General features: G+C 63.6%; 15 protein-coding genes and 1 tRNA gene. 8 read left to right on the top strand and 8 right to left on the bottom strand.

What is annotated here, in order from left to right:
- Positions 1 to 5 precede the first annotated feature (5 nt).
- Positions 6 to 82, top strand: a tRNA-Met gene (locus tag FHS94_RS11000).
- Here FHS94_RS11000 and FHS94_RS10995 read toward each other — a convergent pair.
- The 5 genes from FHS94_RS10995 to FHS94_RS19790 all read right to left on the bottom strand — a co-directional run bounded on the left by FHS94_RS10995 (position 39) and on the right by FHS94_RS19790 (position 3,711).
- Positions 39 to 1,676, bottom strand: coding sequence for a recombinase family protein (locus FHS94_RS10995; protein ID WP_184057991.1), 1,638 nt, complete (start codon positions 1,674 to 1,676; stop codon positions 39 to 41). The two genes, FHS94_RS11000 and FHS94_RS10995, sit on opposite strands and share 44 nt — an antisense overlap.
- A gap of 88 nt (positions 1,677 to 1,764) precedes the next feature.
- Complete coding sequence (locus FHS94_RS10990) at positions 1,765 to 2,373, bottom strand: hypothetical protein (protein WP_184057726.1); 609 nt, start codon at positions 2,371 to 2,373, stop codon at positions 1,765 to 1,767.
- Positions 2,370 to 2,807, bottom strand: a complete 438-nt coding sequence (locus FHS94_RS10985; protein WP_184057724.1) for a hypothetical protein — start codon at positions 2,805 to 2,807, stop codon at positions 2,370 to 2,372. The genes FHS94_RS10990 and FHS94_RS10985 overlap by 4 nt, the downstream gene beginning before the upstream one ends.
- Before the next feature lie 180 nt (positions 2,808 to 2,987).
- The gene (locus tag FHS94_RS10980; protein ID WP_184057722.1) at positions 2,988 to 3,212 is read right to left on the bottom strand and encodes a hypothetical protein; all 225 of its coding nucleotides are present in this window, start codon (positions 3,210 to 3,212) and stop codon (positions 2,988 to 2,990) included.
- A gap of 271 nt (positions 3,213 to 3,483) precedes the next feature.
- Entirely contained in the window at positions 3,484 to 3,711 is a 228-nt protein-coding gene (locus FHS94_RS19790) for a GapR family DNA-binding domain-containing protein (RefSeq protein WP_184057720.1), read from the bottom strand.
- Positions 3,712 to 4,620: 909 nt separating this feature from the next.
- Here FHS94_RS19790 and FHS94_RS10970 point away from each other — a divergent pair.
- The 4 genes from FHS94_RS10970 (at position 4,621) to FHS94_RS10955 (ending at position 8,517) form a co-directional block, all read left to right on the top strand.
- Positions 4,621 to 4,881 (top strand): hypothetical protein, encoded by a 261-nt coding sequence (locus FHS94_RS10970; protein ID WP_184057718.1) that lies wholly within the window; start codon positions 4,621 to 4,623, stop codon positions 4,879 to 4,881.
- 268 nt (positions 4,882 to 5,149) lie between these two features.
- Positions 5,150 to 5,887 carry a Crp/Fnr family transcriptional regulator gene (locus FHS94_RS10965; protein ID WP_184057717.1) on the top strand — a complete coding sequence of 246 codons (738 nt, stop codon included), beginning with the start codon at positions 5,150 to 5,152 and terminating at the stop codon, positions 5,885 to 5,887.
- Between the two features lie 386 nt (positions 5,888 to 6,273).
- On the top strand, positions 6,274 to 7,848 hold the full coding sequence (locus FHS94_RS10960) for a M10 family metallopeptidase (RefSeq protein ID WP_221234706.1): 1,575 nt from the start codon (positions 6,274 to 6,276) through the stop codon (positions 7,846 to 7,848).
- A gap of 150 nt (positions 7,849 to 7,998) precedes the next feature.
- The gene (locus FHS94_RS10955; RefSeq protein WP_184057713.1) at positions 7,999 to 8,517 is read left to right on the top strand and encodes a hypothetical protein; all 519 of its coding nucleotides are present in this window, start codon (positions 7,999 to 8,001) and stop codon (positions 8,515 to 8,517) included.
- Between the two features lie 155 nt (positions 8,518 to 8,672).
- On the opposite strand, the gene FHS94_RS10950 is transcribed toward FHS94_RS10955, so the two are convergent.
- Positions 8,673 to 9,059 carry a type II toxin-antitoxin system HicB family antitoxin gene (locus FHS94_RS10950; RefSeq protein WP_184057711.1) on the bottom strand — a complete coding sequence of 129 codons (387 nt, stop codon included), beginning with the start codon at positions 9,057 to 9,059 and terminating at the stop codon, positions 8,673 to 8,675.
- A gap of 219 nt (positions 9,060 to 9,278) precedes the next feature.
- Positions 9,279 to 9,614: an HU family DNA-binding protein gene (locus FHS94_RS10945; RefSeq protein ID WP_184057709.1), complete on the bottom strand. Its 336-nt coding sequence runs from the start codon at positions 9,612 to 9,614 to the stop codon at positions 9,279 to 9,281.
- Between the two features lie 187 nt (positions 9,615 to 9,801).
- Between FHS94_RS10945 and FHS94_RS19920 the strand changes: the two genes are divergently transcribed.
- Positions 9,802 to 10,173, top strand: coding sequence for a LexA family protein (locus FHS94_RS19920; protein WP_184057707.1), 372 nt, complete (start codon positions 9,802 to 9,804; stop codon positions 10,171 to 10,173).
- Positions 10,174 to 10,215: 42 nt separating this feature from the next.
- On the opposite strand, the gene FHS94_RS10935 is transcribed toward FHS94_RS19920, so the two are convergent.
- Complete coding sequence (locus FHS94_RS10935) at positions 10,216 to 10,638, bottom strand: hypothetical protein (protein ID WP_184057705.1); 423 nt, start codon at positions 10,636 to 10,638, stop codon at positions 10,216 to 10,218.
- 225 nt (positions 10,639 to 10,863) lie between these two features.
- Between FHS94_RS10935 and FHS94_RS10930 the strand changes: the two genes are divergently transcribed.
- Complete coding sequence (locus FHS94_RS10930; protein WP_184057703.1) at positions 10,864 to 11,400, top strand: calcium-binding protein; 537 nt, start codon at positions 10,864 to 10,866, stop codon at positions 11,398 to 11,400.
- A gap of 63 nt (positions 11,401 to 11,463) precedes the next feature.
- Positions 11,464 to 12,258, top strand: coding sequence for a DNA adenine methylase (locus FHS94_RS10925; RefSeq protein WP_184057701.1), 795 nt, complete (start codon positions 11,464 to 11,466; stop codon positions 12,256 to 12,258).
- Positions 12,259 to 13,151: the final 893 nt, after the last annotated feature.

Here is a 13,151-nt window from a genome sequence, read left to right as displayed (position 1 = left end):
CACTCGGCGGAGTAGCTCAGCTGGTTAGAGCACGGGAATCATAATCCTGGGGTCGGGGGTTCAAGTCCCTCCTCCGCTACCATCTTAACCGAGCGGTGAAGACCGCTCGAAGGCCTGAAGGAAGCAGATGAGGCCGTCGCTAGGGCGACGGCCCCACCTAGCGAACTCATCACTTCCACGTCCCAGGCACCATCGTTCAGGGGCGCGCAGCGCACGCCGACGATCAGGTCTCGCAGGCGCTCTAGCACCTCACGTCCGGTTGCCGACTCACCGTCCAGGTGCATCGCGAGCGCGCGAACGCGCTGGCGATACGCAGCGACGACGTGCGGATTGAGGGCGATCACCGGCGCAGCCTCGGCTTCTTGCCGGGTGCGCTTCAGCGCCTCGCGCTCCGCCTTGCGCGCTGCCAGTGCTTCGCGGATCTCCGTAAAGCCGGCTCCGCCCTCCGCGATCGCGGCAACCAGCCGCTCGATCGACTTCTCCACCTTCGCGATTCGCCGATCAACGTCGCCGGTCTTGTGCCGGCGCGCCGCTTCGTGCTGCTCAACTTCGGCGTGATAACGGGCGACCAGGCGGGAGACTGCAGCGGGGGCGAGCAGCTGCTCGGTAATGCCGTTCAGCACTCGCTGCTCAAGCTCAACGCGCTTGATGGTGTGCCGGTTGTCGCAGGTGCCAGCCTCGCGATGACGGCTGCAGCCGAGGCGGCCGTCACCTTTGATCACCATAGAACCGCTGCAGCGCTTGCACGTCACAAGGCCGGTCAGAAGGTACTTGGGGCGCTTGTGCAGGACCGGAGCGCCGATCGAGCGTTGCTCGGCTAGGTCCTGGACTGCCTGCCAGTCCGCAGCCGACACGATCGCCAGCTCTGGCATGTCGACCCACACGCGTTCCTCGGCCGAATTCGGCCGTGACACCCGGCGCCGGCTCTCCGGATCGCGTCGCATATGCACGCGATTGTAGAGGTAGCGCCCGGAGTAGATCGGGTTGCAGAGCACCCCAATCCCGCGCTCGCGATTGCCAGAGAGCGTAGAGGCGCGCCACTCGCCCCCACGAGGGCTGGGGATACCGTCAGCGTTCAGCCCCTTGGCGATCATCTTCGGGCTACGGCCGGCCAGGTACTCGGCATAGATCCGCCGGACTACTACCGCCTGCTCCGGGTTGAGCTTCCGGATACCGCGATCAAGCTCGCCGCGGTCGTTCAACTGGCTGACGACGTCGTACCCATAGGTCAGCCCGCCAGGCACCCGGCCGCGGCTGACGGTGCCCCGCTGGCCGCGCCTGATCTTTTCGGCCTGGTCCTTAAGGAACAGCGCCGACATGGTCCCCTTGAGGCCGATGTGCAGTTCGCTGACCCGGCCTTCCGTGAGCGTCTCGATCGATACGTTGGCGAACTCGAGCTGCTGGAAGATGGTCGCGATGTCCGCCTGGTTGCGCGAAATCCGGTCCAGCGCCTCGGCAAGAACGATGTCGAACGTGCCAGCGCCGGCGTCGGCGAGCATTGCAGTCATGCCCGGCCGCCTGTTGCTGGTGCCGGAGATCGCGACGTCGGTGTAGACGCCCGCGACTTCCCAACCTTCGCGCTCGGCGCGTGCTGTGCAGCTGGCGACCTGGTCCTCGGCCGAGAGGGCGTTTTGCTTGTCGGTCGAGAAGCGAGCGTAGATGGCGCAGCGGGGCATGAAGAACTCCGGAGATTCGTGACGCGCGCAGCATCGTCGGCCGCCATGTCGCGGGCAATCGCATCGATGAGAGCGGCAAAGGCAGGGGTCATGCGGCCGCTTTCCAGTCGAGCCAGCCGAGGTCCGGCTTGCCTTGATGTCCGTGCTCCCAAACGAACCAAGCAAAGGCGATCACGCCGCTTCCGTCGCCCTCGCCGTGCGCCTTGCCTCGCGCCATCGGGACGCGGCGCGACATGACCCAAACCCGGGCGAGTGGGGTGGTGGCGAACCAGCGCTGGCGCTCGATCCCTTCCAGAAAGGCGAGGCGCAGAAACAGGCAGACCTTGCCACCTGGCATCCGGGTCAGCAGCAGCGCGCGATCGGCGAACTCCCGAGCCCAGCGGAACGGCGGGTTCGTCACGATGTGCGGAGCGCGGGGCGCCCACTCCATCAGAAAGTCGCGCTGCTCACCATAGCCGCGTTTGACCAGGTCGGTGCTGATCACCTGATGCCCAGCCGCCTCGAGCACGGTCGACATGGCGCCGTCGCCACAGGCTGGCTCCCAGATCGGGCCGTCAAACGCCTCGACCGTCAGCAGGGCGCGCGTGGCACCCGGGTGCGTCGGGTAGAAGTCGTGGGTCTCGCGGTTAGCGCGATCGTCCGTTTGGGCGCGCGAGAAAGCACTTCCCGCGGTCGTGGAGAGCGGGGCGAGGCTCATGCGGCGAGTCCAAACAGATCTAGCTGGGGGCCAGCGCTGAATGGGCGCGCCTCGGCAGGCGGGCAGACCGCCAGGGCTGGTTTCGCCGTCGGCTCTGGTGCGGCGTCGCCCCGCAAGCGGGCCAGCTCGCGGGCGATGCCGTCACGGACGCGGTCCATGATCTCACCACCGTTGATGATTAGACCGTAGGGGCCCGGGCGCGGCTGGATCTCAGCTAGCCGGACTTCCAGCTCGGCAATCCGCGTCGTCTCGACCGCGGTGGCCGGGACAGGAGCGTTGTGCCGTTGGCAGAATTCACGGTTGCTGCGGGCGTGGTGCTCCAACATGAAGGCGCGGTTGTCATCGCCAGCGCCGGCACGCGCGCGCAGCTCGGCCGCACGAGCTGACCAGCGGTCAGCCATGGCAGCGTGCCAGGAGAGGACGGCCGGGCTCATGCTGCCCACCTGAACAAATCCCCGATCGCGTCGGCTTCGGGCGTTGCCGGCGATGCCGCCGTTGCCAGTGCAGCCGGGCTATCCCAAGGACGCTGACCGACCGGGTACATGGGCGCGCCGCAGCACATCTGCGACGCAGGCGCACCGAAGCCGCACAGGCAGGCGAACTCTTGCGGGCGCTCAACCATGTGCGCCTCCCGCGCGGGCACGGCCGGCGGGCGTGATCGTCCAGATCACACTGGACGCGATCTTGCCGTCGATGCCGCGTACCGTCTTGCTCTTGGCGAGACCACGCGCCTCGAGCTCGACCAGCGGCTGATGCGCGCCGGGCCCGAGCACTTCGGCTTCTCGATCGAGCAACCGCAGCATGCGATCGACTTGAGCGGCGCGGGCGAGACCGCTCATAGCAGCAGCCCTTCGACCGGCGGCTTAGCCGCGCGCGCTGCAGCCCAGCGGGTGAACTCGGTCGCATGCGCTGCGCAGAGATCCTTGTCCGGTGCCGGAGACGTGCTGCAGGTGCGGCACAGCGGCTTATCGCACGTGCCGCTACGCTGGCGCTCGACCGTCCAGTCGCAGAGCAGCGTCGCCGGACGGCCGCACGCGCAGCGCTGGCGCGTCCGCGAGGTGCAGACGATGGCGGTCCCGCCGCCCGGCATTGAGACGTGCTGGCAGGGCATCAGATCATGCCCAGCGCTTGCATGTAGACCTGGAGGATCGACTCCTCCTCCTGGTACTCTTCCTTTTTCTTCTTCCGGATCGATAGGATCGTGCGGATCGCCTTCGGGTCGTATACGCCAGCCACTCCTGGGCCGTCGGTTGGACTGCCAAGTGCTCCGACTGAAACGCCGAAGCCTTCGCCCGCCGACGCAGGCTCGCTACCTGCGCCGCGGAGTGGCGCTGACACGCCCGTGAACCTTGCACCAGCTGACAAGCCCACCTCCCCGGAAACCGGCCCTGCACCGGCCAGTCCGGGCGGTGGTGACAAGCCAGCAGCTTCAACCCCGGGCGACAAGCCGGCAGCTCCAACTTCAGGCGACAAGCCAGCGGCGCCGGACAGCAGTCCCGCACCGACCGGTCCGGGCGCTAGTGACAAGCCAGCAGCTCCGACCCCGGGCGACAAGCCGGCAGCTCCAATTCCAAGCGACAAGCCTGCGGCGCCGGACACGGGCCCTGCACCGGCCGGGCCGGGCGCAGGCGACAAACCTGCGGCTTCTGCGCCGGCCGACAAGCCGTCCGCACCTAACGCGGGCGCAGCGCCAACCGGTCCGATTGCTGGCCCAGCGCCTGCGCAACCCGGCGCAGGTGACAAGCCGACGCCGGACGCCGGACCCCGACCGGTCGACAAGCCGACGCCTGACGCCGGACCCGGACCGGTCGACAAGCCGACGCCTGACGCCGGACCCGGACCGGTCGATAAGCCGGCGCCGGACGCCGGACCCGGACCGGTCGACAAGCCCATGCCGGACGCCGGACCCGGACCCGCGCCGGCCGATAAGCCAGCCCCGGATGCTGGTCCCGGACCGGTCGACAAGCCGGCTCCGGACGCCGGACCCGGACCGGTCGACAAGCCGGCTCCGGACGCCGGACCCGGACCGGTCGATAAGCCGACACCGGACGCTGGTCCCGCACCGGTTGACCAGCCTGCGGCACCAGGCGGGCCGGGCGGAGCCCGGATTTAGCGCAAACGGCGGATCTAACATTGCGAGGCCAACCGCACTTAGCTCGGTAGTAGGCGCGGGTACCGGGTGGGTACTTGCGACGGACTAGTGCTTATAAGGTCACGCGAACGCGCGCCTCTCGGCGACCATGGCGGATGGGTGAGCCTGCGACCAAGGCCGGCGATAACATCGGCGTCGCGACCATGGACGCCGATCGGCAGATTGTACTCGATCTCGGGTCCGTTGGTTGCGATGGCGAGATCCTCGAAGCTCGCGTCGTCTATAAGCCTACGGATGCCGGTTACGCCGAGGTTCTTGCCCACATCGGCGGACTGGAGCCGGGAAAGACAAAATCGGTGCCCGCCTGGCCTGACGAACCGTGTCCTGATCGAGCTAAGCAAACCGGTCGCAGGTGAACATCAATTCGCGGCAATGCGGTTACGGGGAGGGTATCGCTCCCGAAATCGCCATGTTGAACTAGGGTTTTAGGTCGTTTTCGGGAACCATGGCGGACCATTTGTCCGCTATGGGCGAAGGTCCGCCGCGATCGCTGCGCCAACCTACCTCACGGCTTCTCTGGACATAGAACCGGGGCTTTTCGAAAATAAGGCTCGCTCCGGACCTACTAAGGCGCCATAGTGCGCGGGCCGAGTAGAACTGCGACCCGGCCGAGAGTGTCACGCAATGGACGCCCAAACGCTACGACATGGCGGGAATAAGCTCCTGGCTATTCTACCTGATGCTACACTGACCCGCATGGCTCTTCACTGCGAGCATGTGATTCTACCGAAATCTGCGCTGATCAGCGAAGCGGATGAACCAATCACATCTGCGCTGTTCATTGAAGACGGCATTGCATCGATCTTTAAGCCTTCTCAGCCGCATGGAACGGAGATTTGCCTGTCGGGGCCAGAGAGCTTCTGCGGCACTCCTCTGGTCCTGGCAGATACAAGTTGGCCCTACCGCACTATCGTGCAGGGAGATCACCTATCAGGCGTGATTTTGGATGCGGCCTCCACTCTCCGCCTTCTCAGAGAAGATGAAGACTTTAGCCGCGTGCTGTTGCGTTCAGTCCAAGTCAAGCTCGTGCAAATCGCTGAGGGTCTGATCAGCAACGCGAATCAGCGAATTCCAGAGCGCTTGGCGAGGTGGCTCCTCATGTACCGGGATCGGCTTGGAACGGATCAGTTGCCGGTCACTCACGAGTTCATGAGTCTGATGATTGGCGTGCAACGGACCGGTGTCACTGGCGCGCTCCATGACATCGAGGGGTATGGCCTAATTAGCGCTAAGCGGGGACTTGTGGTGATCCGGGACGCGTGCGGGCTGCTGGAGCTAGCAGCCGAAGGCTACGGCGTAACGGAAACTGAGCAGTTCAGACTCTTTCAGATTTATCAGTCCTCGTCGGGCATAAACATCTGAGAACGATCGAACGAGGGGTGCAACGGCCAAGCTGGGCTTTGTGGTACATCCTCAAAACGCAGAGCTCTCAGCACTCTCTTTCGAAATCGTCCGCGACTGCAGCGTGAGTTGGTCTCGAGCTCTATGTCTCGGGGTCAATCGAGAGCCGTTCCTGCGGGTACTGCACGGGTATATCGCCTAATCTGATCTAATAGACCCACGCAAATACGTGTGTTTCGGCGACCATGGCGGATCGATTGTCCGCCCTCCTTGGCCGAGCGTTACCATCAGCGCCCGGCGGATTGGCTCGTGCGAAACTCCTTTTTCGTTGACACCGACGAAGTGGCTCGTGACGCTCGAGAAATTCGGTGAAGGCGAAAATCGCCACGCCGCGGCAGGGAGGCGTTATGCAGAAGTTCCACTTGAACAGAACTGAGACGGGCGTATCGATTACGTCCGGTTCGAGGGCAGGTCCTCAGTCGCAGATTATCGTCGACGCGGACGGCGATGGGATCGCGTTCAATGGCAAGCCCATCCTCACGCAAGCGGAGGCCGCTGCGAACTTGAACAGGACCGGAGCGATCTGGGACGTGGGCCCTAGGGGCGTCATCACGTACAGCTTCGCTGAACACAGTCCCGGTGGCCAGTACAACAGCCCGAAGAACGCAGGCGATCTTGGCCTGACCGTTTCCCAATTTAGCGCCTTCACACCCGAGCAGCGCATCGCTGCTCGTGAGGCCATTGGCCTCTGGGATGACCTGATTTCTGTCAAGTTCGTCGAGAAGAACGGGGCTGGAGCAGACATCGTCTATATGAATACCGGCGAAGGTGGCCCGGCTCAGGCCGCAGCCTATACGCCGTTCTACGCTGGCACCCATGGCAAGTTCGGCAAGATCCAGGGCGACGTGTTCGTGGACGGGCTCGAGTCCAGCAACTTCGACGTCGCGCCTGGTGGGTATGGTCAGACCACCCTCGTTCACGAAACCGGGCACGCAATCGGGCTCTCGCACCCAGGTGACTACAACTTCGGTGCAGACGCAAACGGCGACGGGATCCCTGACCCGATTACCTACGACAGCAGCGCGTACTTCTTCCAGGACTCGTACGAATATACGATCATGTCGTACTTCGCTGCGGACAATACCGGCTCGACAGGATTCGTGAACTGGGGGACTGGGGGCTACTATCAGACGCCGCAGACTCCCATGCTCGACGACATCGCCGCTGTTCAGGCCATGTATGGCGCCGACACCACTACGCGGCTCGGGTCCACAACTTACGGCTTCAACTCAACCGCTGGCCGGGATGTCTACGACTTCGCGGTAAACAAGAACCCATTCCTCACAATCTATGACGCCGGGGGAGAGCATGATAAGCTCGACTTGAGCGGCTGGTCAGTTGACGCGACGCTGGACTTAAACGCCGGCCACTTTAGCAGTGGCTATACCAAGGGCGATGCAGGACAGCTAAACTCGCTTTACGGCACGAACTTCAGCCAGGCGACATGGGATGCCATCTACGCTGGCAAGACCTCCAATCCCGGGTTCCTGTCGGACAACATCGGCATCGCTTACAACACGACCATCGAGGACGGTGCGACTGGCTCGGGTCGCGATCTGCTGATCGGGAACAGCGTCGCCAATATCCTCGACGGTGGTGCAGGAAACGACACCTACACTGGTGGGGCCGGAGCAGACACCTTCGTTTTCGGCCAGATCGGATACACCGATACGATTACGGACTTCCAACGTGGTCTCGATCATATCGACCTTCATCTGATTGATGCGAATACCCAGAAGGCAGGGGATCAAGCATTCCGCTTCGTCGGAACCGGCGCGTTCACCAAGGCTGGCGACCTACACCTGTCCACGGACGTCTCAGGCAACACGTTCTTGTCAGGCGACGTCGATGGAGATCACGTGGCGGACTTCGCCATTAATCTGGGACACGTTCTCGTTGGCGCAGGCGACATGCTGTATTGACCGGCGGCCCGGGGAACCAAAGTTCCCCGGGCTTCGCAGATCCACATGCGATGCTAGTTGCGGGCAGGGCACGAAGCCCGCGTGGTCGAAACAAATCAACGCTAATGACTACGCACGCAGCTTTCAGCGTCATGCGCTATACCAGATCGCATGGCTTTTCCGCTTTCCATCACGGGTCAACTTAGGATCCGGCATCAGGACCTGAACGCCAGTCAGGACGCAAGGGACCGACTTCGAGACGCACTTCATGCCCAAACCGTCGACACTATCACGATCGGCGAGGACACGATCCAGTTCACTCCGCAGGTAAAGGGCGGAGAGCGTAAGCTACGCCCGGAGGGCGAGGGTTGGATGTTCAACGCACTAGGCGTTTGCTCCCTGCGATTGGATCGCACCTTCGAAGGTTTGACCGTGAGCTACAAACTCGATTGTCGGGTCTGGTTCTGGTTGTCGACTGCCTTCTCGTTGGCTGCCGGTCTGGTAATCCGGTTCACCCGAGCGCCGGATTACCAGTGGGCGTGGGCCCTCGCACTCGGCTTTTGGCTAGTCTTCTTCATGTTTGGCTATGTCAGCAAGACCATCGAGTTTCGACGTTGGTTGAGAAACAATCTCACATCAGTCGAACTTCCTAGGACGAAGCGGTTGGAAGTTCCCATTGATCTTGAGTGATAAACGTCTGCGCGCGGCCCGTTCGCTTACTACGCGAGCCGGAACAGTGCGGGTACCGCGTGGGTATCGGGCGCGATCTAGCCTGCAAAGGCCACGCAACTGCGCCAGTTCTTGAGACCATGCCGGATCACTCCTCCGCCATGGTCGGGCCGGCGCTATGCCATTGCAGCGAGTTTTTGACGGGCAGCGTCCGCGAGGAACCCGGAACGGTTCCTCGCGACGCGATCGATTCGGGCAAGAAGTCCCTCGTCGATCGACACTTGGACGCGAACTGTCCGGCCAGGCCGCTCGCCACGGACGAGAATGCGGCCAACCTCGTTGACTTCCGGATCACGCTTGACCCGGTCGAGGTCAGTCGGATCGGGAACGTGATCGCCATGCCCGATCGACATGGCCAAATGCCTCGACAGGGCCTCCTCAGCGGCGATCGCCGCTTCCTGCATCGTGTCCCCGGCCGAGGTGCAGCCGGGTAGGTCAGGGAAGAAGACGCTAAAGCCATGTGCCGACCGCTCGATAATGGCGACATAGTGAACAGTGGCCATGACTCAGGATCCTTTCCGGAGGGTGGAGGAATGTCACGAGGAGGAGCGGCTTACCGGTGCTGCACGCCGCTCTGCTCTTCGATGCTCTTGAGCGTTCCGATTGCCATCTCTGCCTGCGTTGCCACGCTGCCCGTCGACCGATGAAGCAGCGTTATAGCTTCCGAGCTGCAGTCTTCGATGACGTAGCCGCTGACAACCGCGCCATCTCAGATCGCAGCTTCAAGCGGCGGGTCGAGCTGCTTCGTAGATCCGCTCGCGTGCATTCTTGTCGATGCGGAACGTCAGGATTTTTCGTGCGGCGATCGGAAACGGCTGCATTGTTGCAGGATTCCTGCCGATGCGCGCGGGCTTCTCTCGGATCTCGAAAACCCCAAAGTTGGCGATGCTCACGTTTTCACCTCGCTCCAAGGCCGCGCCGATTTGATCGAGTATGTTGTCCACCAGACCCTTCGCCTGATCCAATAGCAGCCCATGTGCTCGGGCTAATCCTCTTGCGAGGTCTTCCCGGGTCATGTTTTCCCGCGCCAGATGCGGGCTGGAAGTGCCGAGCGTCATCCTTACAACCGAATAAAGCGTTCGTGGCAGGGTGAACGTTGAAGGCTAGCCGGAGCTTCAGTCGGGACTTGCATGGATCGCTGCGTAGCGCTGGCGACCAGACTGACAAGGTCCCATTACAGCCAGTGCTTTCCTACAGCATTGAGTTCAGGCTATGTTCCGCTCGGGGGTGTAGTCTGGGGGAAACATGGGCGCGCCTTTCACACCCCCGTTGTCACCACCTCGCCGCGCCGAGGTGCTGGCCTTAGTCATCCAGCGGATCATCCGGACGGGCACTAGCCCGACGTCCGGAGAGATCGCGTCGGCGCTGAGCGTTAGCCGGCAACGCGCGCAACAGCTGATAGACCAGCTGGTCCGTGAGGGCGTGCTTGAGAAGACGCCCGGGTCGCCCCGCAGTTTGCGGATTCGCGACTTAAAGCATTGCCGGCATGTAATCGTGGAGACGCTGCGGGGGCTAGGGATCACCGCGTCTGAGCCGATGGGAGACCTTCTGCCCCCCTTGTCACCTGTACAGCTGCCGGTCCTGCCGCCTTTTGAGCATTTGCCCGACCCTGACTAGTCGGGGGGACCATGATCAACGTCGCGCAAGTTCGCGCCCACATCAACGCAACGGAGGGCGAGGTGCTCGCCGTGCCGAAGCTGCAGCTGGCCGAGATGCTTGCCGAAGTTGAGCTCGGTCAGCACGCCCGCCGGGCGTTGACCAATGTTCGGTCGTTAGTGAACATTGCAGCCAACGCATCTGCATGCGCAGCTCGGCGATCGCGGCGAGCTTTGCGTCGTCCTCGCCGCCCCCGGCCGACCGGGTCCGCCACCAGGCGACCGCCCCGCCCGCTGCGATCTTGTAGCCGACGCCCCGGCGACCGCGTTCGATCAGCCAGGGCGCGTCGGCCGGCGCCTGCGCGAGGTGCTTGCGCATCGTCTCGGGCGTGACGCCGCAGATCGAGGCGAATTCGTCCAGGCTGACGATAAGCTCTGCGGCTTTGCGCTTCTTGGGCGCCTGACGCGGGGTCGACGATCGCGCCATGGCACCTCCCGCGCCCGATCAGCGGCCCGCCGGCAGATCCAAAGGCGTAATAAAAAGGCGTAGTGTTTTCCGGACATGGGAAACACGCGCGCGATGGGCCCCAGCCTCCCGCATACGGGCAGGATCGCGGGGAGGACCCATAGGGGGTGACCGTCGGGCCCTAAGCTCGCCAACAGATCGCAACAGCGGGGGCGCACACCCGCATTCCACGAAAAGGAAGATCCGATGATCAAGTCCATGATCCTCGCAGTGGCGGCGCTCGTCATTGCGGCGCCGGCTGCGGCCGAGACGTTCTACATCCCCTCCACTGTCGCGACCAACGTTCCGGCCTGTCCCAAGGACACCGTCGTCGCGTCCAAGCCGGATGCCACGATCAGCGGCGAGCAGCTGCCGCGCGGGCAGAACAGCTTCGCGACCATCGACCTCAAGGCTGGCAAGGTGAAGGTCGGCCGTTGCACCTTCCGGATCCGCGGCTTTGCCAACGCAATCGGCGCGCCTTGGGGCGCTTCGCTGGTCGGCGATGATAACGACAATGTCCTGATGGGCATCGCAACCGACAAAGGGTCCGCGTCGGACGGCATTCGCGGCAATGGCGGTAACGACACGCTCAGTGCTTTGACGCCTACCGCACTCATTTGGGGCGGTGGTGGCGTCGACTGGTACAACGTGCCGGCCGATCGCAAGATCAAGATCAACGGCAAGACTTACACCCAGGCGATCGTCCAGGACCTTGCGTCCGGCGAGACCGTCACCCGCCGCTGATCTCTCGACCGCGCGCCGGGTCCATGGCATAGCCGACGTGCTCTTCCCAGAGAGCTGAGACCTATGACTGCGACCATCGTCGCTAACCCGCCTGCCAAGTATCTTGGCGGCAAGCGTAACCTCGCGCGGCGCCTGTGCGCCCTGATCGAGACCATTCCTCACCGGGCCTATATCGAGCCGTTCGTCGGCATGGGTGGGGTGTTCCTACGCCGCACCAAGCCGGCCCCCGTCGAGGTCATCAACGACCTCTCTGGCGACGTCGCGAACCTGTTCCGGATCGTGCGCCGGCATTATCAGCCGTTCGTCGACGAGCTGGCGTTCCTGCCGGCGAGCCGGGACGAGTTCGACCGCCAGCGCCGGCTTAATCCGGAGGTTCTAACCGATATCGAGCGGGCCGTTCGATTCCTATATCTCCAACGCCTCTGCTTCGGCGGGATGATCGAAGGCCGCACTTTCGGCGTGGACCGCGCGGCCAGCTCGCGTTTCAACTTGGCGAAGATCAGGGCCAACCTAAGATCGCTCAGCCGGCGCCTCGAGCCGGTGACGATCGAGAAGCTGCCCTACCAGGACGTGATCCGTCGCTACGATGATGCACGGGCCTTGTTCTACCTGGACCCGCCCTACGACAAGACCGAGGGCTACGGCGTCGACTTCAGCCGCGACGACTATCTGGCCATGGCCGAGCAGCTCGCCGGCATCAAAGGCCAGTTCATCATCTCGATCAACGACACGCCCTTCGTCCGGGACGCGTTCGCGCGCTTCTCGATCGAGGAGATCCCGACGACCTGGACGCTGGCGACGCGATCGGCCGGTGCTCAGAAGGTCAACGAGCTGCTGATCCGAAGTGAGACGCGCTGAACCGCTAACCACGATTCTGCGTGGACACTTTTGGACAGCCACACGTAGCCTGCCTCCGGGTTGCGCTGTCGCAGGGCAAGGCGGACCTGCGGGACACCCCCCAGCGCTCCGCCTCGTCCGGCAGCAGGTTGCAATCTGCCGGACGAGGTTGGGAGCTAGATTGAGCGGGTACCGGTTGGGGTATCACCCACCTGCCTAACTGTCGAGAATGGCGGAAGAGTGCGGTCCACGCACGACCATGGCGGAGGGCACCTCTGCCGCTTTCAAAAGTCTCGCGGGATCGGCTTGGCGCAGTCCCTCCGAGGCACCCGTTTTACGGCCGTGACCGAACCATCGAGTGTCTCGACTAGCATGCAGAGCCTGCCCCGAGCGCTCCACCAGTTCGACCAAGCCCAGGCGCCGGTCGTGGTCCGGCGAATTAGGACCAGATCGTTGGAGTTCTGTCTCGCGTCGTTCCGCTCCTGCGTTCCTGTCTGCCTCGCGGACGTAGTCGGCGCGACAAGCGCAAGCAGGGCCGTGACGAGTGCACCTGTTAGCATCCGACCTGAACCTTCAACGCCGACGTTCGTGCCTCCGTCCGTCTCAGGTCCCGCGCCTACCTGGACGTTTCTACCTGAAAGTGCGGGTACCGGCCGGGGTATCGCGCCCCGGCCGACACATCAGGAACGGCAGAGAAGCGCGGCTCGCGCATGACCATGGCGGAGGGTTTCTCCGCCACTGTTGCGGGTGGCCCGGCTATTCTCAGGGCGACCGGGCCAGGCGCCACGGTGTCCGCCTAAAGGGCGGGAGTTACCGCCAGCTTACCGACCTTCGGCCGTGTGTTGTGCCGCTTCGCCAAATTGTCTGCCGCTTCGTAGGCCAGCCACGTTTTTCGAGCGGCCACGCGCGCGTCT

It is taken from the genome of Sphingomonas aerophila, from assembly GCF_014199305.1.
In the GTDB taxonomy this organism is placed as follows: Bacteria; Pseudomonadota; Alphaproteobacteria; order Sphingomonadales; family Sphingomonadaceae; genus Sphingomonas; species Sphingomonas aerophila.
This window is presented reverse-complemented; position numbering and strand designations above follow the sequence as displayed.

Bases quoted from the DNA above. Each gene is read 5' to 3' on its own strand.
- FHS94_RS10925 (WP_184057701.1), top strand. From the start codon at position 11,464: ATGACTGCGACCATCGTCGCTAACCCGCCTGCCAAGTATCTTGGCGGC.
- FHS94_RS10960 (WP_221234706.1), top strand. From the start codon at position 6,274: ATGCAGAAGTTCCACTTGAACAGAACTGAGACGGGCGTATCGATTACG.
- FHS94_RS10930 (WP_184057703.1), top strand. From the start codon at position 10,864: ATGATCAAGTCCATGATCCTCGCAGTGGCGGCGCTCGTCATTGCGGCG.
- FHS94_RS10970 (WP_184057718.1), top strand. From the start codon at position 4,621: ATGGGTGAGCCTGCGACCAAGGCCGGCGATAACATCGGCGTCGCGACC.
- FHS94_RS10990 (WP_184057726.1), bottom strand. From the start codon at position 2,373: ATGAGCCTCGCCCCGCTCTCCACGACCGCGGGAAGTGCTTTCTCGCGC.
- FHS94_RS10955 (WP_184057713.1), top strand. From the start codon at position 7,999: ATGGCTTTTCCGCTTTCCATCACGGGTCAACTTAGGATCCGGCATCAG.
- FHS94_RS10950 (WP_184057711.1), bottom strand. From the start codon at position 9,059: ATGGCCACTGTTCACTATGTCGCCATTATCGAGCGGTCGGCACATGGC.
- FHS94_RS10980 (WP_184057722.1), bottom strand. From the start codon at position 3,212: ATGAGCGGTCTCGCCCGCGCCGCTCAAGTCGATCGCATGCTGCGGTTG.
- FHS94_RS10965 (WP_184057717.1), top strand. From the start codon at position 5,150: ATGGACGCCCAAACGCTACGACATGGCGGGAATAAGCTCCTGGCTATT.
- FHS94_RS10945 (WP_184057709.1), bottom strand. From the start codon at position 9,614: ATGACGCTCGGCACTTCCAGCCCGCATCTGGCGCGGGAAAACATGACC.
- FHS94_RS10935 (WP_184057705.1), bottom strand. From the start codon at position 10,638: ATGGCGCGATCGTCGACCCCGCGTCAGGCGCCCAAGAAGCGCAAAGCC.
- FHS94_RS10985 (WP_184057724.1), bottom strand. From the start codon at position 2,807: ATGAGCCCGGCCGTCCTCTCCTGGCACGCTGCCATGGCTGACCGCTGG.
- FHS94_RS10995 (WP_184057991.1), bottom strand. From the start codon at position 1,676: ATGCCCCGCTGCGCCATCTACGCTCGCTTCTCGACCGACAAGCAAAAC.
- FHS94_RS19920 (WP_184057707.1), top strand. From the start codon at position 9,802: ATGGGCGCGCCTTTCACACCCCCGTTGTCACCACCTCGCCGCGCCGAG.